Below are 24,350 nucleotides of genomic sequence, written 5' to 3'. Positions count from 1 at the left end.
TCATGGAAGGTGTTGATGATCCACCGCTGGAGCATCGCCCGACGGCTGTTTGTTGCCCATCTGCTGTTTATGCTGGCACTGACGGCCGTCGTCGGCACGGCCACGTTCGTTGATGCCCGCGACCAGGCCTATGACGAGGCCGGCCGGCGGATGGCCGCCGTCGCGACCACCATGGCGGACAACCCCCTCGTGCTGGACGCGGCAGGCGCCGCGGATCCCACGCCCCTCCTGCAGCCCTACGCCCTCAAGGTCATGGCGGACGCGGACGCTGACTTCATCACGATCATGGCGCCGGACCGCACCCGGTGGACCCACCCGAAGAACGAGGAACTCGGCAAGCCCTATATCGGCTCCATCGACGCCGCCCTGAACGGCCAGGTCTTCACCGAAATCACGGCCGGCACCCTCGGCCCCTCCGTCCGCACCATTGCCCCGGTCAAGGACGCGGACGGCACGGTGCGGGCCCTCGTCGCAGCCGGGGTAACCGTCCGCACCGTGGACATCGCCGTCTCCGGCAGGCTGCCGGCGCTGCTCGCGATCGGGCTGGCCCTGCTCGCGGGCGGATCGGCGGCGTCCTGGCTGCTGGGACGGTACCTCCGGCAGGTCACCCGGGGCTGGGGCCCGGAGCAGCTCGCCCAGCTCTTCGCGTACTACGAATCTGTCCTTCACTCGGTCCGCGAAGGCGTCATTCTGATAGATCCCAAGGGCAAGGTGGTGATGTACAACGACCAGGCCGCCGAACTGCTGGGCCTCGCTCCCCGCACGTCAAACCCCGGAGATGCGGCTGCCGGCGGCGACGGTACAGCGGCCGACGGCGGCCGGCAGGAGGCGCCGTCGCTCGCTGACCTCCCGCTGGCCCCCAGCCTCAGGGAACTATTCGAATCGGGCCGGACCGCGCTCGACGAGATCCACCTGACCGGCTCGCGGATCCTCGTGGTGAACCAGGGACCCGCCGTCGGGCCCGGCTCCGCCGCCGGACGCACCGGCGCGGCCGTCTACGGAACCGTCGCCACGATCCGCGACCGCACGGAGATCGAGTCCCTCGGCAGCGAGCTGGAGACCATGCGCACGCTCTCCGATGCCCTGCGCGCCCAGACCCACGAACACGCCAACCGGCTGCATACGATCGTCTCCCTGATGGAGCTGGGACGGGGCACGGAAGCCTTGGACTTCGCCACCCAGGACCTTGAGCTCAGCCAGCGGCTGACCGATGACCTGGTGAGTTCCATCGAGGAGCCTGTGCTGGGAGCCCTCATCATGGGCAAGGCCGCCGAGGCCCACGAGCGGGGCGTCGAGTTGACCCTCAACACCGGCGGGAACGGGCATGGGCCCACTCCAGTGACCGGGCTGGCGGTGCAGGACCTTGTGGCCATCCTGGGCAACCTCCTGGACAACGCCATCGACGCCGCGGCCGAGGCACCCGCGCCAAGACTCGTGGAGCTCACGGTGGAGGCCTCCCCCGGCGCCTTGGAGATCACGGTGGAGGACAGCGGCCCCGGGATCGATCCGCAGGCTGTGGACGACATCTTCCGGCACGGCTTCAGCACCAAGTCTCCGGGGCCGTTCGGGCGGGGCCTGGGGCTGGCGCTGGTCCGCCAGGCGGTGCAGCGGCTCGGCGGTACCATGACAATCACAAGCCCGGCCGGGGCGCTGTTCCGGGTCACGCTGCCAACGTCGCCGGCGGCATCAACGGCGACATCACTGACCACCGAGGGACAGCAATGAGCGACATCCGTGTACTCGTCGTCGAAGACGAGCCCATCGCCGCGGCAGCCCACGCCGCCTACATCGGCCGGCTGGAGGGATTCACGCTGGCCGGTTCGGCCCCGGACGGACAGTCCGCGCTCCGGCTGATGACGGACTTCGCAGCGGCGGGCACCCCCGTGGAGCTGGTGCTGCTGGACATGAACCTGCCGGACCTGCATGGGCTGGACATCGCGCGGCGGATGCGCGCCGCCGGATTGTTCGCCGACATCATCGCCATCACAGCCGTCCGGGAACTGAATATAGTCCGCAGCGCGGTGGCCACCGGGGTGGTCCAGTACCTGATCAAGCCGTTCACCTTCGCCACGTTCGCGGACAAGCTCGCCAGCTACCGTCACTTCCGCGAGCAGCTGACCTCCCCCGCCGCCGGACACGCCGGTCCCGGCGCGTCGCAGAGCGACGTGGACCAGGCCTTTGCGAGCCTGCGGGCGCCTTCCGAGCTGCCGCTGCCCAAGGGCCTGGCCGCGTCAACGCTGGACTCGGTGCAGGACTTCATGAAGCAGCAGTCCGGGGCCGTGTCAGCGAGCGAGGTCATGGACGCACTCGGCATGTCCCGGGTCACCGCCCGGCGCTACCTGGAATACCTCGCCGACGCCGGCACGGTCTCCCGGACGGCACGTTACGGCACACCGGGCCGGCCGGAGAACGAATACCGCTGGACTCGGCCGGCGTCGTAAGCCTTCCGCTCCCTCGTCCGCCGAGTGCGCATTTCGCGGCAGTGATTCCGTGGAACATTGCCGCGAAATGCCTACTCGGCGCCGGGCTGGGGCTCGGGTCGATCAATCCAAGACCGCTGTGCCGCCCTGCTCGTAGATGAGAGGCAGCCGTGAGCCGTTGAGGACTTTCACGGCATCGTCAATTCGGCCCTTTTCTGTCGCCGACAGTGGCCATTTGTCCTGGGCCACGGTGATGCGGAGTCCGCCGGAGTACATGTCTGGGCCGGCACCTGTAACGAGGCCCTGCATGCCCGGGCTCTGGAGCAGCTTCCTGCCTGCGGCCGACAACTGGGAAATGGACGCTGTGGTTGCACGGGTGATCACGTGCAGATCGGGGAATTTTGACGCGACTTCTGCGATGGATTGCTGCACATCATGGCCGGGCGAGACAACAAAGATCGTTGCTCCCTCGTAGTGCGAGCACAGCGCAACTCCCGTGGTCTGGTCGTTGTGCTCCTCAACGATGGCCTGGAGCGCATTTCCGACGGCGGTCACGCTGGGGTCCGCCTCGCCGAACCATACTTGCTGGCCCGACTCGTCACGAATTATGCAATCGGTTCCTTGTGAAGCGCCAAGGCCGGCCTGCGCCGGAGTCGCCTGCCCTGGAGTCGCTGCGGGCGGCTCCGTCCCGCCAACCGGGCCACAGCCGACCAGCGCAGCCACCAGTATGAACAGCCATGAGATTGCTCCGGCATTGCCCATGGTGGACCCGGGTGACTCCGGCGAGCGGTAACGGCGTCCCATGGTCGGTTGGTCCCCTCGCTTTGGCCACGCAGGGCGGGTGCCGAGAATGTATACGGAGCGTACCACCGGCCGACACGCCCATCGAGTGTGCATTTTCGCGGCAATGTGCCACGGAAACACTCCCGCGAAATGCACACTCGGCGTCGGGCTGGGGCGCGCTTGGCTGGCGGCCTACTGGCCGGGCCGCAAGGTTCCGATGAGCTGGTCGATCACGCCTGCGTCTTCGATCGTCGAGGGCACCACGTAGTCGTCGCCGTCGGCGATCTGGCGCATAGTCTTGCGCAGGATCTTCCCGGAGCGGGTCTTGGGCAGGGCCTCCACCACGGTGACGTGCTTGAAATCCGCAACGGCGCCGATGTCGCGCCGGACCAGCGCGATGAGGTCCTTGACCAGGATTTCCTCGGGCACATCCACCCCTGACTTGAGCACCACGTAGCCGCTGGGGCGCTGGCCCTTCAACGGGTCCGCGAGGCCGATCACGGCGCATTCGGCCACGGCCGGGTGTTGGCCGATCACCTGCTCCATGGCGCCGGTGGACAGCCGGTGACCGGCGACGTTGATGATGTCGTCGGTGCGGCCCATCACGAAGAGGTACCCGTCCTCGTCCCGGTAACCGGAATCTCCCGTGGCGTAGTAGCCCTCGAATGCCTGCAGGTAGGAGGAGATGTAGCGCTCGTCGTTGCCCCAGAGCGTTGTCAGCGTGCCGGGCGGCAGCGGGAGCGCCAGGACGATGTTGCCCTCGGTCCCCGCCCCAACCTCCATGCCGGCTCCGTCGACGATGTTCAGCTTGAAGCCGGGCATCGGCACACTGGGCGAGCCGGCCTTGATGGGCAGGCCGTCCAGCCCGCGGGGGTTGGCGCAGATGGCCCAGCCGGTCTCGGTCTGCCACCAGTGGTCCACCACCGGGACGCCCAGGATCCGCGAGGCCCAGTGGAAGGTATCGGTGTCCAGGCGTTCGCCGGCGGCAAACAGGGTGCGCAGGCTGGAAATGTCGTACTTTTCGAGCAGCTTCGCCTCGGGATCGGTCTTACGGATGGCCCGCAGGGCGGTGGGCGCCGTGAAGAGCACGTTGACCTTGTGGTCCTCGATCACCCGCCAGAACGCACCGGCGTCGGGCGTTCCCACGGGTTTGCCTTCGTAGATGACGGTCGTGGCGCCGGCCAGCAGGGGCCCGTACACGATGTAGGAGTGCCCCACCACCCAGCCGACGTCGGAGGCGGTCCACATCACGTCGCCGGGCCCGACGTCGTAGATGTTCGCCAGGGTCCAGCTGAGCGCCACGGCGTGGCCGCCGTTGTCCCGCACCACACCCTTGGGGGCACCCGTGGTCCCCGAGGTGTACAGGATGTAGAGCGGATCCGTGGCTTTGACGTCCACCGGAGCGGCGGGCGCGGCGGTGGCCATCTCGGTGTCCCAGTCCAGCCAGCCGGAGTGGTCGGACACCGTGGAATTGAAGCCGTCCCGGGCCTTGACCACCACCGGAGTGTCCGGCGCTCCGGCCAGGCCGAGGGCCTCCTCGACGGCGGGGAGGTACTCGATCCGGCGCGAGGGTTCGATGCCGCCGGACGCCGTGACCACGGCGGCGGGCGCGGCGTCGCGGATGCGGGCGGCAAGTTCCTTGGGGGCGAAGCCGCCGAAGACGACGGAGTGCACGGCACCAAGCCGGGCGGTGGCCAGCATGGCGATGGCGGCCTCGGGGATCATCGGCATGTAGATGACGACTCGGTCGCCCTTGCCCACGCCACGGTTGCGCAGGACGCCGGCAAACCGGGCGACGAGGTCCGTGAGCTCGGCGTAGCTGTAGCGCCGCTGTGTGCCGAGCATGGCGGAGTCATAGATCAGGGCGTCCTGCCCGCCCCGGCCTTCCTCCACATGGCGGTCCAGCGCGTTGTAGGACGTGTTGAGCACGCCGTCGGGGAACCAGTCGAACAGTGGCGCCCTGCCTGAGTCCAAGGCGCGCTGCGGCGGGGTGGACCACGAGATCTCCGCGGCGGCTTCGAGCCAGAAGGCTTCGGGCTTCTCCAGGCTGCGTGTGTAGCTGTCCCGGTAGTTCTTGGTAACCATGAAATGAGTCCCGTCCACGACGATGTGATGGACGTTATGGTAGCCCGCCCCGGCTCAGCCCACAAGGCCCGTGTATACACTGAAGCGAACCGCGAGTCGTTTGGGGGCCAAATACTAGGCAATTGTGGCATCCGTGTATACACTGGATTCCGTCAGCCAACGAAGGAGGCAGGATGCGCGCCAGCGACAAGGCCTACGCGGCCCTGCGCGACGACATCATCGAGTGGCGCCTCCTGCCCGGGACGGTGCTCGCTGAAGTGGAGCAGTCCGGGCGGCTCGGCATCTCCCGCACCCCGTTGCGGGAGGCCCTCAGCCGGCTCACCGCAGAAGGCCTGACGACGACGGCGGGCGGCCGCGGCGTCGTCGTCACCGACATCTCGCTGGAAGACATCGACGAACTTTTCGAACTGCGCGAAACCCTTGAGGGCAAGGCCGCCGCGCTGGCTGCCGAACGCGGCGACGCCGCCACATTCGAGGAGCTCCGCGACGAACTGTGCCAGGCGCCGTCGCTGATCAGCGCCGGGGATCCGGCCCGGCACGACTACTACCGGCTGGTCGGCAGGCTGGACGCAGCCATCGACGCCGCGATCCAGAATTCCTACCTCGCCCAGGCCATGCGCAGCCTGCGCGTCCACCTGGTCCGCGTCCGGCGGCTGGCGGCCGACGACGCCGAGCGGCTCACCGCGGCGGCCGCCGAGCATGCCGCCATCGCCGAAGCGATCGCCGCCGGCAACCCCCGGCTGGCTGAGGCGGCCACCACCCTGCATCTGCACCGCAGTCTTTCCCACGTCAAAGCCACACACATACCACACTAAGAAGGAGCACCATGGTTAAGGAACACCACGTCCGCGTTTACAAGAGCGAGGAAAACCTGCCCCGCCAGGACCAGCTCGCCTTCAAGATTGCGCAGGTGGCCGCGGATCCCGTCGCCGTCTCCGACGAGGTCACCGACATGGTGATCAACCGGGTGATCGACAACGCTTCGGTAGCCATCGCCTCACTGAACCGCGCCCCGATCGTCGCGGCCCGCGCCCAGGCCCTGACGCACGGCCCCACCACCGGCGGCAAGGGCTCGAAGGTCTTCGGCATCGAGGAGCGCGTGGCCCCGGAATGGGCCGCCTGGGCCAACGGCGTCGCCGTCCGCGAACTGGACTACCACGACACGTTCCTCGCCGCGGACTACTCCCACCCGGGCGACAACATCCCCCCGATCCTCGCCGTCGCCCAGCACGTGGGCTCCAGCGGCCAGGACCTGGTCCGCGGCATCGCCACCGGCTATGAGATCCAGGTCAACCTGGTCAAGGCCATCTGCCTGCACAAGCACAAGATCGACCACGTCGCGCACCTCGGCCCGTCCGCCGCCGCCGGCATCGGCACCCTGCTGGGACTCGACGTCGAGACGATTTTCCAGTCTGTGGGCCAGGCCCTGCACACCACCACGGCCACGCGCCAGTCCCGCAAGGGCGAGATCTCCACCTGGAAGGCGCACGCACCTGCGTTCGCCGGCAAGATGGCCGTCGAGTCCGCGGACCGCGCCATGCGCGGCCAGACCTCCCCGGTGCCGATCTACGAAGGCGAAGACGGCGTCATCGCCTGGATGCTGGACGGCCCCGACGCCTCCTACACCGTGCCGCTGCCGACCCCCGGCGAAACCAAGCGCGCCATCATGGACACCTACACCAAGGAGCACTCGGCCGAATACCAGGCCCAGGCGTGGATCGACCTGGCGCGCAAGCTCCACGGCGAGCACCCGGAGGTCACCGACCCGGCCAACGTGGAGTCCGTGCTGATCAAGACCAGCCACCACACGCACTACGTGATCGGCTCCGGCGCCAACGATCCGCAGAAGTACAGCCCCACGGCCAGCCGCGAAACCCTGGACCACTCCATCCCGTACATCTTCACGGTCGCCCTGCAGGACGGCGCCTGGCACCACGTTGATTCCTACACCCCGGAGCGCGCCGCGCGCCCGGACACCGTGGACCTCTGGCACAAAGTCACCACGGTCGAGGACCCGGAATGGACCCGCCGCTACCACTCCCTCGACATCGCGGAGAAGGCCTTCGGCGGCTCTGTTGTCATCACGCTCAAGGACGGCACGGTCATCACCGACCAGATCGCCGTCGCTGACGCCCACCCGCTGGGCGCCCGGCCGTTCGCACGGGAGCAGTACGTGAACAAGTTCCGGACCCTGGCCGCCGGGCTGGTCGCCGAAGAGGAAATCGAACGGTTCCTGGCCGCCGCCGCCCGCCTGCCCGAACTGGCCGCCGGCGAACTGGACCAGCTCAACATCAAGGCTGCCGACGGCGTGATCGACCTGTCCGCCGCACCGAAGGGACTCTTCTAAATGCTGTATTCGAAGGTCACGCCGGAGCAGAAGCGGATCCGGTTCCGTGAGCTCCTCGCTTCCGGGACGATCCAGCAGTTCCCGGGCGCGTTCAACCCGCTCTCCGCCCGGCTGATCGAGGAAAAGGGCTTCGCCGGGGTCTATATCTCCGGCGCCGTCCTGGCCAACGACCTTGGCCTGCCGGACATCGGGCTGACCACGCTCACCGAGGTGGCCACCCGCGCCGGGCAGATCGCCCGGATGACGGACCTGCCCAGCATCGTCGACGCCGACACCGGCTTCGGCGAGCCGATGAACGTGGCCCGCTCGGTGCAGGAACTCGAGAACGCCGGCCTCGCCGGCCTGCACATCGAGGACCAGTTCAACCCGAAGCGCTGCGGCCACCTCGACGGCAAGAACGTCGTGGACCTGGACACTGCCACCAAACGCATTCGGGCGGCGGCCGATGCCCGGCGCGACCCGAACTTCCTCATCATGGCGCGGACCGACATCCGAGCCACCGATGGTTTGAAAGCCACGCAGGACCGTGCGAAAGCCCTCGTGGAGGCCGGCGCTGACGCGATCTTCCCGGAGGCCATGAAAGACCTCAGCGAGTTCCAGGCCATCCGTGACGCCGTCGACGTGCCGATCCTGGCCAACATGACCGAGTTCGGCCAGAGCGCCCTCTTCACGGTGGAGCAGCTGGCCGGCGTCGGGGTCAACATGATCATCTATCCGGTGACGCTGCTCCGTAGTGCCATGGGCGCTGCGGAGCGTACGCTGGAATCGATTAGGGCTGACGGTACCCAGGAAGCCCAGGTCGGGAACATGCTGACCCGGGCGCGTTTGTATGACCTCGTGGACTACGAGGCCTACAACAGCTTCGATACCGGGGTTTTCAATTTCCAGATCCCGGGACAGTAAACCCCGCATCGGGCTTCCGGCTCCGGCCGGTCCAACACAGGCGACAGGAACAAAGGAGTTTCAGCATGGCTGAACAAGAGATCAAAAAGGGCCTCGCCGGCGTCGTGGTGGATTACACCGCGGTCTCCAAGGTGAACCCGGACACCAATTCGCTGCTCTACCGCGGATACCCCGTGCAGGAGCTGGCCGCCAACTGCAGCTTCGAGGAAGTCGCCTACCTGCTCTGGAACGGCGAGCTGCCCACCCCGGAGCAGCTGGCGGAGTTCACGGCGCGGGAACGCGCCGGGCGTCCGATCGATCCGGTGGTGAAGCAGGTGGTGGACGCATTGCCCACCACCTCGCACCCGATGGATGTTTGCCGCACGGCGGCCTCCGTCATGGGCGCACGGCACCCGCTCGCCGAGGACTCCTCGCGGGAGGCCAACATGGCCAAGGCGATTGACCTCTTCGCGGCGATGCCGGCGATCGTGGCCTACGACCAGCGCCGCCGGCACGGGCAGGACGTCGTGGCCCCCCGCGATGACCTGGGCTACTCCGCCAACTTCCTCTGGATGGCCTTCGGCGAGGAGCCTGTCCAGGAAGTCGTTGAGGCCTTCAACGTCTCGATGATCCTGTACGCCGAGCACTCCTTCAACGCCTCCACCTTCACGGCCCGCGTGATCACCTCGACGCTCTCGGATCTGCATTCGGCCGTGACCGGGGCGATCGGCGCACTCAAGGGACCGTTGCACGGCGGGGCGAACGAGGCCGTTATGCACACGTTCGACGAAATCGGCATCCGGCCGGAGGAGTCACTGGAGGACGCCCACGTCCGGGCCAAGGCCTGGATGGAAGACGCCCTGGCCCACAAGAAGAAGGTCATGGGCTTCGGCCACCGTGTCTACAAGCACGGCGACTCCCGGGTGCCCACCATGAAGGCCGCCCTCGACAAGATGATCGCGCACTACGGCCGGCCGGAATTGCTGGGCCTCTACAACGGTCTGGAAACGGCGATGGACGAGGCGAAGGCCATCAAGCCCAACCTCGACTACCCGGCCGGACCCACGTACCACCTGATGGGCTTCGACACTCCCACCTTCACTCCCCTGTTCGTCGCCAGCCGCATCACCGGCTGGACCGCGCACATCATGGAGCAGCTGGACTCGAACTCCCTGATCCGCCCGCTGAGCGAATACAACGGCGTCGAGGAACGGCACATGCCGTAAGCCCTTCGCGGCGGTAAAACGCGCGGGCCGGCCACCTCTCAAAGGTGGCCGGCCCGCGCTTTTTGTTGCTTTTGTTGTTAGGGCTGCATCCGCAGGCTGACGATCATGGCCTTGAGCTTCCGGTAGTCCGGGCTCCGCATGTAGTCCTTGGCTTCGGCCAGCGAGTTGAAGATGGGGTCATCGTTTTTCTGGCTTTGGTAGGAACGGTCCGCGAAGATCAGCGTGCCCTTGGGAGCACCGGCCACGAAAGAGTACATCAAGCAGCTGTCTTTGATTTCTCCGCTGTTCTTGTCGACTAGTCCAATCTGGTAGTGGAAGGCGCCACCGCTGGCCCGCATATCCAGCACGCGGTAGGAAAACCGCACGCCCATCGCCTTGGCCCACGGCGTATCCAGTGCCTGCGCAGTATCTAGTTCGGTCATTTTGTAATTGCCTGAAGGGCAGGCGCCCCCAACTGCCCCGGTGGCGCCGTGGTAAAGCGCGGCCACCTGCATCCTGGCCTCGTTGAAAATGGTGATTCCGCTCCCCGGATACCCGGGATTCTGGTTCGTGGATTCCTCGACCGTCCAGCGGTCGGGCAAAGTGAACGACACTCCGGCCGCAGCACTGACGTATCGCCCGTTTGCAACTTCGCTGACCGCCCCGTCTGTTGCGGGTGCCGTTGATGCCGACGGCGTCACGGATACCGGCGTCGCAGTGGTGGGCGACGGCGTCACCGTCGGGGAAGCGGAGGCCGTAGGTGCCACCATGGTGGCCGTCGGGGCCGCGGCGGGGGCCGGGTCTGCGGACCGGAAGTTGCCTGCCACGGCAACGCCCCCGGCGACGGCCGCCAGGGCGACGATAACGACGGCAGCTGCCAGCGGCCAGCGCCGGCGCGCCCTGTTGCCCGTGGACAGTTCCTCGTCGTAGGAATCCGTGTCCGGAAGGTCGAGATTGTGCGAGTCCATGCCCTGCCCCCAATTGGTCCGTGCGCCGCTTGCTGCCGGGCGAAGGTAGTGCGTGGCCGGCCGCGGCGCGATGTTCGAGCCTCAGGCTACTGCACAAGCCGTGGCATTCCCGGCATCACGATTCGAGTCGCGGAAATGCCCGGCGCGGACGCCGGCTCACCCCGGCGCGGATGGATACCGGATCGAAGCGACCGTTTCGTTGTCTCCATTGAGAACCACGACGACGTCGATCGTCTCGCCGGCCAGCGCCGGCGGCAGCCAGTGCTCCGCGTCCTGCCACATGCGGTGCAGCGGAAGCGCGTCGACGTCGAACCACTCGGGCGTGATCTCCGGACTTTCAGCCGGTTCGCCTTGCCACCGCCGGGTGGTGAAGACCCTGCAGGACATGTTCCATTCGGGCCTGGCGGGAAAGTTGAACTCGACGACGCCGGCGTGCGCCAGGTCCTCCTGCAGCACCACGATGCCGGCTTCTTCCCAGACCTCGCGGATCACGGCCTCGGCGTCGCTCTCCCCCGGCTCCACGTGGCCGCCGATGCCGACGATCTTGCCGGTGCCGAAGCCGGTCCTTTTCAGTCCCAGCAACACTTGTGCACCGTTCGCGGCGTCACGGAGCAGGAAGCAGAGGGTGACCGGGGTGAACGTCATGTGTTTCACCTTATCGCCGCCGCAGGCTACCCGGCCGCCGGGCCTTCGCCTACCAGCTGCGGCCGAAGTTCAACCGGGATCCCCTTGTCCGCGAATTCCTTGTCCATGGCCTGCTGCGGAGTGAGCCCCTGATTGTTCAAGGCCTGGAATTTCCAGTTGAAGACGCTGGCCCAGACCTGCCGGAAGTCGGAGAGGAAACGCCCGTTCTGCAGCTTGGCGAGCTGGAACCAGGCATTGCCGCCGTCGAGCTGGAGAGCCCGGACCCCGTCGTCGGAGATGGAGTAGGCGAGCCATCCGTCGGCACAGCCCAGCACTGTGTAGTAGGGCTGCTCGGCGGCGGGAATCGCTTTGATCTCCCGGGCCTGGTCGTTGCGCTGCTGGCCGACGTTGGCCATGGTGCAGGCGACGCCGCCGGTACTCAGGGTTGCCGCCGCAGTCCCCGCCTGCGAGGCAGTGGCGGCGGACGGGCTTGGGGATGCCGGCGAAGGCGTGGCGGAGACCGTCGGCACCTCGGTGCCTGTCCCCGCCGGCCCGGGCGCGGGTGGTGGCATGAGGTTGCCGCCGACAAACACTGCGCCCCCGACGGCGGCTACGGCCAGTACCGTCGCGGCTGCAGTCCGTACGGCCTTGTGCCGTGCCGGAGCGCGTCGTGCGGGATTGTGTTGTGCCGGATTGCGCAGTGCCGGATTGCGCAGTGCCAGGCGGACGACGTTCGGGTCCATAGAGACGACGTTCGAGCGGGCGGAGTCACTTCCGGGGGCTGCGTCTTGTGCTTCGACTTGTGCTCCGACCTGCGGTTTGGCATTCCTCATGAGCTGTTCGATGCGGTCCATGGCTAGTCCTTCCGTTCGGTCATGAGATGGGCCGGTGCGGCTTTCGAGAACGCCCGACGGGCCCGGTGCAGTCGGACCGCGGCGGCGGACGAGGAACACCCCAGGGTCTGGGCCAGTTCAGCGGTGGTCAGGTCATCCCAGTAACTGAGCATGAGGACCTCGCGGTCCTGCTCCCTGAGCTTCACCAATACATCAGCCACGGCGGTCCGTTCGTCAGTGTCCGGGCCGGGGACTTGGCTGCGGGCCTCCTCTTTCAGCCGGTCGACAAGTTCCTGGCGGCGTCGGCGGCCCCTGTATTCATTGCCGAGCAGATTCCGAGCGGTCGCCAACAGCCAGCCGATGCCAGGCGGTTCCGCGGGCTGTTTCTCCCAGACAATCCTGAAGACGTCCGCAGCGAGTTCCTCGGCGCGGTGCCGGTCATTGATCCTGCAGGCGATGTAGCGGTAGACCCGCGCGGAATGCTGATTGTGCAGGTCGATGAACGCTTGCTCTTTCGCAGCCAACATGGTGCTCCCCCGGACATCGGATGACTTCTTCCTGATGACTAAGTGTCCCGTGAAGGGCTTTTTCTTACACGGGTGCGCAAGAAGATTCACGGGGCGAAGACGCTGGCCGGATGCGGGAAAACCAGTTGGACCGGCGAGTCCGCCCTCAGATCGGCGTCGGTCGAACTGGATCCCCGGAGCATGATGGACCTTCTCTGTCAGCCTGCCCGGCGCCGACCCGTCGCGCGGTCAAGCGTTTCTTCCCGCCGAATCTTGGACCGGTCCCGTTGTGAAGCCGGGAGGTTCCTAACTGCTGGTGGGCAGGATTCCTGGAGTGGAGCTTCTCCCACCCAGTCGCTCAGGCACGGTGAAACAGGAGGTCCTCCGGGAACAAGTCGCCGAGGGTCGCGGGCCAGCCCCGAGCGCCCGTATCTGCAGCGGGCAGTGGATCGGCGGGAAGGCGCCGGCGGAACCCGGCTCGGGCCGGCGAAACCGGCGGAACGCCGCTTAGCCCAGCGCCCTCGGGTGCGCGGCGGCGTAAATCTCGCGCAGGGTGTCGGCGGTGACCAGGGTATAGACCTGCGTGGTGGTCACGGAAGCGTGGCCCAGCAGCTCCTGCACAACCCGGACGTCTGCCCCGCCCTCCAGCAGGTGGGTGGCGAAGGAGTGCCGCAGGGTGTGCGGCGAGACGTCCTTGGTGATGTTGGCTTTCTCGGCGGCCGTCTTGAGGATGGTCCAGGCGCTTTGCCTGCTGATCCGTCCGCCGCGGGCGTTCAGAAACAGGGCGGGCGTGCCTTTGCCCTTGGCGGCCAGCAGCGGCCGGCCACGGACGAGGTAGGCATCCAAGGCGCGGGCACCGAACGAACCGAGCGGGACCAGCCGTTCCTTGGACCCTTTGCCGAAGAGCCGGACAATGGCCGGACCCGGTTCGCTCTCCTCGCCGGGCGTGGGCAGGGAGATATCGTCGACGTCGAGTCCCACGGCCTCGCTGATGCGGGCGCCGGTGGAATACAGGAACTCCAGCAGTGCCCGGTCGCGCAGTCCGGTGGCCGTGTCCGTTCCTGCGGCCTCCAGGATCCTGGTGACCTCGTCGACGCTGATGGCCTTGGGCAGGCGTTTGCCGGGCATCGGCGGGTGGACGTCGCTGGCCGGGTCGGTGGGAGTGACGCCTTCGAGTGCCCAGAATTTGTGGAGTCCGCGCACGGCCACCACCGTCCGGGCCGCCGAGCGGACACCCAGGGCCGAGCCGCCGTCGGATCCGTCGGACAGCGCCTGGACGAAGCCGGTGACGTCGTGCCGGGTGATCTCAGCGGGGCGTTGGCGGCCGGCGTGGGCGAGGTACTTGGCGTAGCGGGCCAGGTCCCGCCGGTACGCGGAGAGGGTGTTGGCCGCGAGCCCCCGCTCCACGCCCATATGCTGCAGGTAATCCGTCATGGCGCGGTCTACCGCTGTCTGGGGCCGGGCGGGCGGCTGCCCCGGATCGGCCGCCTCCGCCGGGGCAGCAGGGAGCTGCCCGGGTTCGGCAGTCAGCGGTTTCATCATCAGCGCTGGCTCGGATGCGCGGGCCACGGCGCGCGGCCCGGGCGGAGGCCCTTGAAGTCGTTGTCCCGGGCAGCGGCGGCGGCGAGGATTCCGACGACGGCGGACGGGTTGTGCAGGCGTCCCTCCAGCACGGCCAGGACGGCCTCATCCAGCGGAATCCAGTGCAGCTCGATCTCGGCTTCCTCGTCGGTGCGGACGTGGAGTTCGTGGCCGGGCACATCGCTCAGGCCGCGGGCGAGGTAGATGCGGATGGCTTCGCTGGAGGACCCGGGGGAATTGAAGAAGTCGGCCAGCACGTTCCACTGGCCGGCGACGAGATCGGCTTCCTCGGCCAGTTCGCGGGCCGCGCCGGCCACGAAGTCCTCGCCTTCGACGTCGAGGAGCCCGGCCGGGATCTCCCACAGGTCCATGCCGACCGGGTGCCGGTACTGCTTGATCAGCAGCACCTCGCCGGCGTCGTTCATCGGCAGGACCGCGACGGCGCCGGGGTGGTCGATGTAGTCGCGGACCAGCGGATCGCCGTCGTCGTTGAGCTGGAAACTGTCACTGACAACGTCCCAGATCCGGCCTTCGTAGACCGTCCGGGAAGACAAAAGACGGCGCGGGCTCGGTTCATCCGAAACCTGCCGTGCAGCATGGGGGGTCTCAGGGTAACCGGGCATCGCGCCGTCCTTTGATTCAGTTGGGATTTTTACTTCGACACTGCCGGGGAAGGCTTGGCAGCGGCCGCCTTGGCAACGGGCGCAGCAGGCTGGTCCGCGCCATGCTGGTGCTCCAGAGCAGCCTTCACCAGTCCGGAGAACAGCGCGTGCGGCCGGGTGGGGCGTGAGCTGAGCTCCGGGTGCGCCTGCGTGGCCACGTAGTACGGGTGGACTTCGCGGGGAAGTTCGACGTACTCCACGAGCTTGCCGTCGGGCGACGTTCCGGAGAAGACCAGGCCCTTGGCGGCAATCTGGTCGCGGTACTTGTTGTTGACCTCGTAGCGGTGGCGGTGCCGTTCGCTGACCTTGGTGGTGCCGTAGGTCTCGGCGACCACGGAACCCTCGTCCAGCTTGGCCTCATACAGTCCCAGGCGCATGGTGCCGCCCAGGTCGCCCTTGCCGTCGACGAAGTCCAGCTGCTCTTCCATCGTGGCGATCACCGGGTACTTCGAATCCGGCTCGAATTCGGACGAGGAAGCGCCCTCAAGGCCCACCACGTTGCGGGCGTACTCGATCACCATGCACTGCAGGCCCAGGCAGAGACCCAGGACCGGAAGCTTGCTTTCGCGGGCATACTTCAGCGCGCCGAGCTTGCCTTCGAGTCCGCGGATGCCGAAGCCGCCCGGAACACAGATCGCGTCGACTCCGTCCAGGGACTTGACCGCGCCCTCGTGGGTGTCGCATTCATCCGAGGGGACCCAGCGGATCTTGACCTTGGTGTCATTGGCGAAACCGCCGGCGCGCAGCGCCTCGGTTACGGACAGGTAGGCGTCCGGCAGGTCGATGTATTTGCCGACCAGGGCGATTTCAACCTCGTGCTTGGGGTTGTGGACCGCGTCCAGGAGCTTGTCCCAGCTGGTCCAGTCAACATCCTTGAACGGAAGGTCCAGGGCGCGGACGATGTAGGAATCCAGGCCCTGGGAGTGCAGGGTCTTCGGGATGTCGTAGATGCTGGGGGCATCCGGGCAGCCGATGACGGCGTCGATGTCGACGTCGCACATGCGGCCGATCTTGTCGCGCATGGCCTGCGGGACTTCGCGGTCCGAACGGATCACGATCGCCTCGGGCTGGATGCCGATGGAACGCAGCGCGGCAACGGAGTGCTGCGTCGGCTTGGTCTTCAGTTCCTGGGACGGGCCGATGTACGGCACAAGGGAGACGTGGAGGAAGAACACGTTTCCGCGGCCGATGTCCTGGCGGACCTGGCGGGCGGATTCAAGGAACGGCTGCGACTCGATGTCGCCTACGGTGCCGCCGATTTCGGTGATGATCACGTCGGGAGCGTGCTTGCCCTCGGCGGGAAGCCGCATGCGCCGCTTGATTTCATCGGTGATGTGCGGGATGACCTGGACGGTGTCGCCGAGGTATTCGCCGCGGCGTTCCTTCGCGATCACGGTGGAGTAGACCTGGCCGGTCGTGACGTTCGCCGAGCCTTCGAGGTTCTCATCGAGGAAGCGCTCGTAGTGGCCGATGTCGAGGTCCGTTTCGGCGCCGTCGTCAGTCACGAATACTTCGCCGTGCTGGAAGGGATTCATCGTGCCCGGATCCACATTCAGGTAGGGATCGAGCTTTTGCATTGTTACAGACAAGCCGCGTGCCCGCAGGAGGTGACCGAGGCTCGAAGCCGTCAGTCCCTTACCGAGCGAGGACGCCACACCACCGGTGACGAAGATGTGTTTGGTCGTCTTGGACGAGCCCGGGAACCGGGAATTTACACGGGAATTTGATCGCTGCACCACGGGGTTCGAGCCTATCATCATTTCAGCCTTCCAAGGGTCTGTTTGCGGCAAAGCGGCTGTGATTGTCGTCCAGCTCCAGCCCGCCGTGCAGGGGTGCTCAGGCCTGCTGCGGCAGGAGTTTGGCGTCGTCCAGCAACTCCTGGGCGTGGGCCTGGGCGGATTCGGAATCCTCCTGGCCGGCGAGCATGCGGGCCAGCTCCCGGACGCGCTCCCCTTCGTCGAGGAGCTGGACGTCGCTGGAGGTGAAACCAGTGGCGGTGGCCCCGTCAGCGCCGCGCACCGAGGTCTTTGTGACCCGGATGTGCTGGTCGGCGAAGGCTGCCACCTGCGGCAGGTGGGTGACCACCAGCACCTGGACGTGCCGGGCGAGCATCGCCAGGCGGCGGCCGATCTCGACGGCGGCGCGGCCGCCCACGCCGGCGTCCACCTCGTCGAAGACGAACGTGGGGACCGGATCGACGGCGGCCAGCACCACTTCGATGGCGAGCATCACGCGGGACAGTTCACCGCCGGAGGCACCCTTGCCCAGCGGCCGGGCCGGGGCGCCGGAGTGCGGCTGGAGCAGGAAGGCAATCTCGTCCGCTCCGTACGGCCCCGGCTGCCCGCCGGATTCGACGTTGATCACCAGGGTGGCATCCGCCATCGCCAGGGCCTTCAGCTCGGCGCTGACGCGGGCGGAGAGGTCCTTGGCTGCTTTCTTCCGGAGCTTGCTGATGGCGGCGGCCTGCTTGGTCAGCTCCGCTTCGGCGCGCGTCACTTCGGCGTCCAGCGCCTCGATCCGGGTGGAGTCGTCCTGCAGCTCCAGGAACCGTTTCCGGGCCTGCTCGGCCCACTCCAGCACCTCGTCGATGCTCGGAGCGTACTTGCGGACCAGCTTCGCAAGGGCGGCGCGGCGGTCCTCGATCTCGGCGAGCCGTTCCGGGCCCTCGGTGTCGAGGGCGGCCTGGTAGCTGGCAAGTTCGGTGGCGATGTCGTTGAGCAGGAAGCCCACCTCGGCCAGCCGGGCGGCCGCGGAGCCGAGCTCCTCGTCATGTTCGGCGACGTGCTCCAGCGTGCGTTTGGCGGCGTCGACGAGGGCCGTGGCGTCGTTGCCGTCGCCGAAGTCCTCGGCGATGAGCGCCTGGTGTGCCGTCGTGGCCGCGATCCGGAGTTCCTCGACGTTCGCGAGCTTGACGGCCTCCGCTTTGAGCGACTCGTCCTCGCCGGGCTGCGGGTCGACGGCGTCGATTTCGGCCAGGGCAACCTCGAGCGATTCGGCTTCGCGGAGCCGCTCCCGGGCGGCGCTGCGAAGCTCATCGAGCTCGGCCTGGCTGGACTTCCAGTGGGCGTGGAGCTCCTGGTAGCTGCCCAGTGTGGCGGCGAGGCTCTCCCCCGCGAATTTGTCGAGGGCCCCGCGCTGCGCGACCGGGCTCTTGAGCCGGATCTGTTCGGACTGGCCGTGGACCACCACGAGGGTTTCGCCGATCTCCCCGAGCACGCCCACGGGCGCGGCGCGACCGCCGAGGTAGGCCCGGCTTCGCCCGTCCGCACCCACGCTGCGGGCCAGCAACAGTTCGGCGCCGCCGTCGAACTCCTCGACCTCTGCCCCGGCCTCACGGGCGCGCGCCACGGCAGGGTGCCCGGCGTCGAGCCTCACGGTAGCCTCCGCGGCGGCGCTTTTCGCGCCGCTGCGGACGGCGCCGGCGTCGGACCGTGCGCCGAGCAGCAGCCCGACGGCGGTCACCACCATGGTCTTGCCGGCACCTGTTTCACCGGTCACGACGCTCAGGCCCGGGCCGAGGGGCAGCGTGGCGTCGGTGATGACGCCCAGGTCGCGGATTCTCAGTTCTTCAAGCATGGATCACTTCGCAGTCGATGGATCGGTGGTCTCGGCGGGCCCCGGGTCGCCTGGCCCAGCCTGCGGCGGAGTGGGAAGCGGGGGCATCGGGCGGGGTGTGCGGATGACCGGCACCGGCCCCGTGTGGATGGTGGCGGCCTGAGGCATGGGTCCCCGCCAGCCTTGGATGGGCAGTTCGAACTTGCGGACCAGGCGGCCGGAGAAGGGTGTCTGGTGCGTGCGGGCCAGCCGCACGGGCGTGGCGGAGCGGGTCACTTCCACGCGGGCTCCGGGCGGCAGGTCCACTGAACGCCGGCCGTCGCACCACAGCACGCCCTGCGCATTGGTGCGGTTCAGGATTTCGACCGCCAGCCGGGACCGGGGCGAGACCACCAGCGGCTTGGCGAAGAGCGCGTGGGCGCTGATGGGCACGATCAGCAGCGCTTCAACCTCGGGCCACACCACCGGGCCCCCGGCCGAAAAGGCGTAGGCGGTGGAGCCGGTGGGGGTAGCCAGGACAACGCCGTCGCAGCCGAAGGAGGTGAGAGGCCGTTCGTCGACCTCGGTGACCACCTCGAGCATCCGTTCCCGGTTGCCTTTTTCGATCGCGGCCTCGTTGAGGGCCCAGGTGTGCCAGATTTTCTGTCCGCGGACCCAGACTTGGACGTCGATGGTCATCCGCTCTTCCACGGTGTATTCGCGGCTCGCGATCCATTCGACGGTCTGGGCCAGGTCCGCCCGCTCGCTCTCGGCCAGGAAGCCCACGTGGCCGAGGTTGACGCCGAGCAGGGGCACGTCGACTTCGCGCACCAGCTCCGCCGCGCGGAGGATGGTGCCGTCGCCGCCGAGCACCATAACGAGTTCGACGTCGGGCAGCATCACGTGGTCGTGGAGAATCTCGACGGGCTGGTCGAGGCGTCCGAAAAAGCGGACCATGTCGCCGAGCTCGGATTTCAGCATCACGGGAACGATGCCGGCGTCGTGGAGCCGGGCGCATGCCTCCCAGGCAGCCTTGAGGGACTCCTCACGGCCGGTGTGGGCAAGGATGAGGACGCGCCTGCTCATCGGGTTCCGCCTTCTGGTGCTATTAGTACTTGGGCCAGATTGATCCGAGTAACGCAGCAACGGCTGCGTCCCGCTCTTCGATCTTAGGCAGGTCTGTTGCGATCCCGCGGCTTATCCACAGGAAGTACTCGACGTTTCCGTCCTGGCCGGGCAGCGGGCTGCTGGCGAGGCCTTTCAGTTCCAGCCCGGTGTCCATGGCTTTCGCCGCGACTTTGCCCACGGCGAGGCGGCGCTCCCACTCCGAGGTGACGACGCCGGTGCGGCCCAGCCGGTCCTTGCCGATCTCGAACTGCGGCTTGACCATCAGGACCAAGTCCCCGCCCGGATCGGTGCAGGCCGCGAGGGGTGCCAGCACGAGGGTCAGCGAGATGAAGGACAGGTCCGCGACGGTCAACGCCGCCGGTCCGCCGATCTCATCCGCTGTCATGTACCGGACGTTGAGGCCTTCGTGGACGGACACCCGAGGGTCGTTCCGGATCGCGGGGACCAGCTGGTCATGCCCGACGTCGACGGCCACCACGTGGTCCGCGCCGCGTCGCAGCAGCACGTCGGTGAACCCGCCGGTGGAGGCACCGGCGTCGAGGCACCGCTTGCCGGCCACCGTGACGGCGGGGAAGGCGTCCAGCGCGCCGGCGAGCTTGTGCCCGGCACGGCTGACGTAGTTGTCCTCTACCGAGGCGGCCACGTCGAGGTTGGTGTCGTCCCCGACCTGTAGGGAGGCCTTGGCCAGCACTTCCCCGTCGGTGCTGACTTTGCCTTCGGCGATGAGGCGTGCGGCATGGGTGCGGGACCTCGCCAGCCCGCGGCTGACGAGGGCCTGGTCAAGCCTGCTCATGCGTGGCATCCCCCGTTGCGGTGGTGTTGACGGACTCGTTCAGGGCGGCCAGCAGGTCGTCGTGCAGGCCGGCGTAGACCTCCCCGTGCCGGGCCACCGGCAGTTCCGGCAGTTGGCCGAGTCGGTCCAGCAGGGCGTCGACGTCCGGGTCCCGGGACCCCGTATTTCCCGCGGCGTCGCCTGCTTCCGCCGGATTCACGGGAACAGCCGGCCAGGTCACGTGGGCGTCTCCCCTGTCGGGATCCGTCTCAGTGGTGTGGTTCAGCTCGGTCATGCTCACCAGTCTAGTGATCCCGCCAGTCCGTTGATCCAGGCAGCCTAGTGATCCCGCCATTCCAGGACCGGCGCCGAGGCCGCAGCGGCCTCGGGGTTGGCCGTCCACCAGGCCGAACACGCGGCCCGCCAGGCGTCGAGGTCGCCCGGATCGCCGCTGACCCGGACCGTCTGCCCGTCGACGAGGGCGGAGGCCGCGCCGCAAAGGTGCTGCCCGGCGTCGTCGAGCTCGATTGCAGGGTAGGGGCGGTAGAGGTCGGTGAGGTCGTTGATGAGGTAGTCGGGCCGCTCCAGCGTGCGGGCGGCAAGGATCGACTCCCTCGTGTCGACGCCGGTCAGGACGGCGACCGTGGCGAAACCGGCGTTGTTCCCGCCCAGGATGTCGGTGTCCAGGCGGTCGCCGACGACGAGCGGCCGATCGGCGGCCAGCCGTTTCGCGGCGGCATGGAACAAAGGCGCTTCCGGCTTCCCGGCGACGAGGGGCCGCTGCCCGGTGGCGGCGGCTACGGCGGCAACCAGCGTGCCGTTGCCGGGCGCCATGCCCCGGGCCTGGGGAATGGACATGTCCGTGTTCGTGGCCACCCACAGGGCGCCGCCGGCAATGACATACGCGGCTTCCGCCAGGTCTTTCCACCCGAGCTCCGGATGGAACCCCTGCACGACGGCGACAGGCTCCTCCGATCCACTGCGGACCGGCACCAGCCCTGCCAGCTCGATCTCCTGGGCCAGTGAAGCCCCGCCGGTGATCAACACGCGGGCACCCGCCGGCAGCAGTGATGCCAGCAGCTCACCCGCAGCCTGCGAGGAGCTGACCACCTGGTGGTCCTCCGCCGGTGCCCCCAACTCCCGCAGGTGCTGGGCCACCTGGGCGGGCGTCCGGGAGGCGTTGTTCGTGACGTAGCCAAGGCCGACGCCGATCCCGGCCAGGCGGCGCAGGGATTCCACGGCGCCCGGAATGGCGTGCGGTCCCGCGTAGACCACACCGTCCAGGTCAGCGAGAAGGGCGTCGAACGTCGAGATCAGTTCCGGTGCGGCCATTCCCGATCAGCCCTCAAAGCGTTCCGGCGCGCGGGAATCGGCGTCGCGCGAGTCGTCGTCGGAATCACCGTGTCCCGTCTCGGTGTCGTCGTGTCCGCTGTCGGAGTCGTCACCAGTCAGAACCTCGGAGCGGTCCAGGGCGTCCTTTTCGACGGAGTCATCATCGGACTCTGCGTCGTCAGACTCCCAGAAGTCGGATTCCGCGTCGTCAGAGCCTTCGTCATGGTTCACAGCCCCTTCAGTCGATTCCGGAAGACCGGCAACAGCCTCGGCGCTGGCAGCACGCGGCGCCTGCTCGCCGGCCGCAGCGGACCGCTGGGCACTCTGCTCGGCGAGGAGTCGGCGCTGCTGCTCTTCTTCGCGGGCTTCCTCTTCCTCGTCCCAGCCGAGGTCGATGATGTCCGGGTCCTCCGTGACGTCGAGGCCGAGGGCGTTCTCGGCAACCACGGCCTGGCGCTGCCACTTCTCGGATTCGGCCGTGCGGCCTACTGCGGCCAGGGCCTCGGCGTAGGCGCGGAACAGGCGCGGGCTGTAGGAGAACGCCCGGTTGATATCCAGCTGGACGATTTCCAGTTCGGAGACGGCAGCGTCCAGCTGACCCAGATCAGTACGGGCGCCGGCGGCCACGATGGCCAGTTCCGCCTTGCCCGGGGCGTCGAGGTCCTTGGCTTCCTCGGAGCGTGCCATCTCCAGGGCGCGATCGGGCCGGCCGAGTCCGCGTTCGCAGTCGGCCATCACGGGCAGGTGCATGTTGGAGCCGCTGATCCGCCGGTAGGTGCGGAACTCGCGGAGGGCTTCGCCATAGTGGCCGGCGGCGTAGGCGGTGAGCCCCACGGCTTCGCGGACGGCGGCGAGGCGGCCTCCGCGGCGGCTGGCCGCGAGGGCGTGCTGGAAGGCGAGTTCCGGTTCGTCGTCGATCAGGCGCCCGGCCATCACGAGGTGCCGGGCCACCCACTCGGCGCTGTTGTCCTCGAGGGTCTTGATCTGGTGCTGTGTTGCACGGTCCAGTTCCTTGCCCGTAACGTCGTCGTCGATCTGCGGCGAACGCTCGCGGTCGGGGCGGTTGGCGCTGCGCAGGTCCCGGGCATTCGGAACGCGGACCGGGCGGTCTTCTGCCTTGTCGCGGCCGAACTGGCGCGGGCCGGAGTCGCCGCGGTCGAAGCTGCGGGCCGGACGGTCATCACGGCTGCCGAACGGCTTCCGGTTGTCTCCGCCGCTGTACGGCTTGCGGTCACGGTCGCCGCCGAAGTTACGGTGCTCCCCGCCACCTTCACGCGGACCACGATCACCGTAGGGCTTACGATCCCCACCACCGCTGTACGGCTTACGATCGCTCGTACCACCGGCACCAAAGCTCCGACGCTCCCCGCCACCTTCACGCGGACCACGATCACCGTAGGGCTTACGATCCCCACCACCGCTGTACGGCTTACGATCGCTGGTACCACCGGCACCAAAGCCCCACCACCGCTGTACGGCTTACGATCGCTGGTACCACCGGCGTACCACCGGCACCAAAGCTCCGACGCTCCCCGCCACCTTCACGCGGACCACGATCACCGTAGGGCTTACGATCCCCACCACCGCTGTACGGCTTACGGTCACTGGTACCACCGGCACCAAAGCTCCGACGCTCCCCGCCACCTTCACGCGGACCACGATCACCGTAGGGCTTACGATCCCCACCACCGCTGTACGGCTTACGGCGTACCACCGGCACCAAAGCTCCGACGCTCCCCGCCACCTTCACGCGGACCACGATCACCGTAGGGCTTACGATCCCCACCACCGCTGTACGGCTTACGATCGCTGGTACCACCGGCACCAAAGCTCCGACGCTCCCCGCCACCTTCACGCGGACCACGATCACCATACGGCTTACGATCCCCACCACCGCTGTACGGCTTGCGGTCACCTTCACGCGCCGGGCGGTCACCATACGGCTTGCGATCCCGATCATTGGAGGAGGGACGGGATCCCTCGGATCCGCGGTCATCCCGGGCACGGAACCCACGGGGGTCGCCACCGGAATTGTTGGTGCCACGGAATCCGCCGCCACCCGAATTGCGGCCACCGCCATAGTTGCCGCGGTCGTTTCCGCCGCGATGTCCGTCGTTGTGCTCAGCCATGCTGGATTCCTCCTGTTGTGAGCTGACCACTGGCGCAATCGCAGCCGCTCTATTCCGTGTTTCGTTCCTACGCAACCCGAAATCAAGCGCTTCGAAGTCCGTACATCTCATCCAATTCTAGGCGAGTCCCCTGCGCACGACGAACGCCAGGGGGTCTTTCGACCAAGGCGGTGGCAAGTCTCACAGAGCACCGTTAGCTGCAAGCGCCGCCGGGCATGCACCGGAATCGCGGCCGCTCCCGCAGCTCCGGCAGCAGTGTAGGTGACGCTCCCGCAGCTCCGGCAGCAGGGTAGGTGATGCTCCCTCAGCTGTGGCGCAGCGCCCGCGCAGGAGCTGCGGGAGGGTTGTGGTGTGACCGGCCGGATGTGAGGGAGGGTTGGTGGGGCGGCTGCCGGTGGTGCGGGAGGGTCCTGGTGGTGGTTGGGGGGTTAAATGCGGGAGGACCCCCAACGTGGTTGGGGGTCCTCGACCTTAATGATGTTCCGGCGGTGACCTACTCTCCCACACCCGGGTCCTCGACCTTAATGATGTTCCGGCGGTGACCTACTCTCCCACACCC

The 24,350-nt window shown here is 67.7% G+C and carries 20 protein-coding genes and 1 pseudogene; 6 read left to right on the top strand and 15 right to left on the bottom strand.

All coding sequences use genetic code 11. From position 1 onward, the window contains the following. The first annotated feature begins 15 nt into the window (after positions 1–15). Complete coding sequence (locus tag ASE96_RS13130) at positions 16–1,725, top strand: sensor histidine kinase (RefSeq protein ID WP_056431112.1); 1,710 nt, start codon at positions 16–18, stop codon at positions 1,723–1,725. Next, a complete protein-coding gene (locus ASE96_RS13125) occupies positions 1,722–2,441 on the top strand; it encodes a response regulator (RefSeq protein WP_056431110.1) in 720 nt (239 codons plus the stop codon). The genes ASE96_RS13130 and ASE96_RS13125 overlap by 4 nt, the downstream gene beginning before the upstream one ends. A gap of 102 nt (positions 2,442–2,543) precedes the next feature. Here the strand turns inward: ASE96_RS13125 and ASE96_RS13120 are convergent, their stop codons facing one another. Then, positions 2,544–2,975, bottom strand: a complete 432-nt coding sequence (locus tag ASE96_RS13120) for a hypothetical protein (protein ID WP_056431107.1) — start codon at positions 2,973–2,975, stop codon at positions 2,544–2,546. 420 nt (positions 2,976–3,395) lie between these two features. Then, positions 3,396–5,288, bottom strand: coding sequence for a propionyl-CoA synthetase (locus ASE96_RS13115; RefSeq protein WP_056431105.1), 1,893 nt, complete (start codon positions 5,286–5,288; stop codon positions 3,396–3,398). Between the two features lie 173 nt (positions 5,289–5,461). On the opposite strand from ASE96_RS13115, the pseudogene ASE96_RS13110 reads away from it, so the two are divergent. From ASE96_RS13110 to ASE96_RS13095, 4 genes and pseudogenes are all read left to right on the top strand, one after another. Beyond that, positions 5,462–6,122: pseudogene (locus ASE96_RS13110) on the top strand (GntR family transcriptional regulator). Next, positions 6,115–7,635, top strand: coding sequence for an MmgE/PrpD family protein (locus ASE96_RS13105; RefSeq protein ID WP_056431097.1), 1,521 nt, complete (start codon positions 6,115–6,117; stop codon positions 7,633–7,635). The pseudogene ASE96_RS13110 and the gene ASE96_RS13105 overlap by 8 nt, the downstream one beginning before the upstream one ends. Then, on the top strand, positions 7,636–8,538 hold the full coding sequence (prpB, locus tag ASE96_RS13100) for a methylisocitrate lyase (protein WP_056431096.1): 903 nt from the start codon (positions 7,636–7,638) through the stop codon (positions 8,536–8,538). Between the two features lie 65 nt (positions 8,539–8,603). Next, positions 8,604–9,743 (top strand): bifunctional 2-methylcitrate synthase/citrate synthase, encoded by a 1,140-nt coding sequence (locus tag ASE96_RS13095; RefSeq protein ID WP_056431093.1) that lies wholly within the window; start codon positions 8,604–8,606, stop codon positions 9,741–9,743. 77 nt (positions 9,744–9,820) lie between these two features. Here ASE96_RS13095 and ASE96_RS13090 read toward each other — a convergent pair whose 3' ends face one another. The 13 genes from ASE96_RS13090 to ASE96_RS13030 form a co-directional block, all read right to left on the bottom strand. Beyond that, on the bottom strand, positions 9,821–10,690 hold the full coding sequence (locus ASE96_RS13090; RefSeq protein WP_056431090.1) for a hypothetical protein: 870 nt from the start codon (positions 10,688–10,690) through the stop codon (positions 9,821–9,823). 156 nt (positions 10,691–10,846) lie between these two features. Further along, positions 10,847–11,335 (bottom strand): 8-oxo-dGTP diphosphatase, encoded by a 489-nt coding sequence (locus ASE96_RS13085; protein ID WP_056431087.1) that lies wholly within the window; start codon positions 11,333–11,335, stop codon positions 10,847–10,849. A 26-nt stretch (positions 11,336–11,361) separates the two neighbouring features. Continuing rightward, positions 11,362–12,168 carry a hypothetical protein gene (locus ASE96_RS13080; protein WP_056431085.1) on the bottom strand — a complete coding sequence of 269 codons (807 nt, stop codon included), beginning with the start codon at positions 12,166–12,168 and terminating at the stop codon, positions 11,362–11,364. Positions 12,169–12,170: 2 nt separating this feature from the next. Next, entirely contained in the window at positions 12,171–12,674 is a 504-nt protein-coding gene (locus ASE96_RS13075; RefSeq protein ID WP_056431082.1) for an RNA polymerase sigma factor, read from the bottom strand. A 486-nt stretch (positions 12,675–13,160) separates the two neighbouring features. Further along, entirely contained in the window at positions 13,161–14,192 is a 1,032-nt protein-coding gene (xerD, locus tag ASE96_RS13070; protein WP_442853901.1) for a site-specific tyrosine recombinase XerD, read from the bottom strand. 2 nt (positions 14,193–14,194) lie between these two features. Beyond that, the gene (locus ASE96_RS13065) at positions 14,195–14,857 is read right to left on the bottom strand and encodes an NUDIX domain-containing protein (RefSeq protein WP_056431080.1); all 663 of its coding nucleotides are present in this window, start codon (positions 14,855–14,857) and stop codon (positions 14,195–14,197) included. 29 nt (positions 14,858–14,886) lie between these two features. Beyond that, complete coding sequence (locus ASE96_RS13060; RefSeq protein ID WP_056432153.1) at positions 14,887–16,653, bottom strand: CTP synthase; 1,767 nt, start codon at positions 16,651–16,653, stop codon at positions 14,887–14,889. 79 nt (positions 16,654–16,732) lie between these two features. Then, on the bottom strand, positions 16,733–18,472 hold the full coding sequence (gene recN / locus ASE96_RS13055; RefSeq protein ID WP_056431077.1) for a DNA repair protein RecN: 1,740 nt from the start codon (positions 18,470–18,472) through the stop codon (positions 16,733–16,735). A gap of 3 nt (positions 18,473–18,475) precedes the next feature. Continuing rightward, positions 18,476–19,516 (bottom strand): NAD kinase, encoded by a 1,041-nt coding sequence (locus ASE96_RS13050; RefSeq protein WP_056431074.1) that lies wholly within the window; start codon positions 19,514–19,516, stop codon positions 18,476–18,478. A gap of 22 nt (positions 19,517–19,538) precedes the next feature. Next, positions 19,539–20,351, bottom strand: a complete 813-nt coding sequence (locus ASE96_RS13045) for a TlyA family RNA methyltransferase (protein WP_200913056.1) — start codon at positions 20,349–20,351, stop codon at positions 19,539–19,541. Next, the gene (locus ASE96_RS13040; RefSeq protein ID WP_056431068.1) at positions 20,338–20,625 is read right to left on the bottom strand and encodes a hypothetical protein; all 288 of its coding nucleotides are present in this window, start codon (positions 20,623–20,625) and stop codon (positions 20,338–20,340) included. The genes ASE96_RS13045 and ASE96_RS13040 overlap by 14 nt, the downstream gene beginning before the upstream one ends. Positions 20,626–20,669: 44 nt before the next feature. Then, positions 20,670–21,662 carry an HAD-IIA family hydrolase gene (locus ASE96_RS13035; RefSeq protein ID WP_056431065.1) on the bottom strand — a complete coding sequence of 331 codons (993 nt, stop codon included), beginning with the start codon at positions 21,660–21,662 and terminating at the stop codon, positions 20,670–20,672. A 6-nt stretch (positions 21,663–21,668) separates the two neighbouring features. Beyond that, a complete protein-coding gene (locus tag ASE96_RS13030; RefSeq protein ID WP_235500254.1) occupies positions 21,669–22,613 on the bottom strand; it encodes a hypothetical protein in 945 nt (314 codons plus the stop codon). Positions 22,614–24,350 lie beyond the last annotated feature (1,737 nt).

Origin of the sequence: Arthrobacter sp. Leaf69 (genome assembly GCF_001422645.1) — a bacterium.
Lineage (GTDB): Bacteria > Actinomycetota > Actinomycetes > Actinomycetales > Micrococcaceae > Arthrobacter.
Note: the sequence above shows the minus strand (reverse complement) of the source record. Positions and strands in the feature narration are given on the sequence as shown.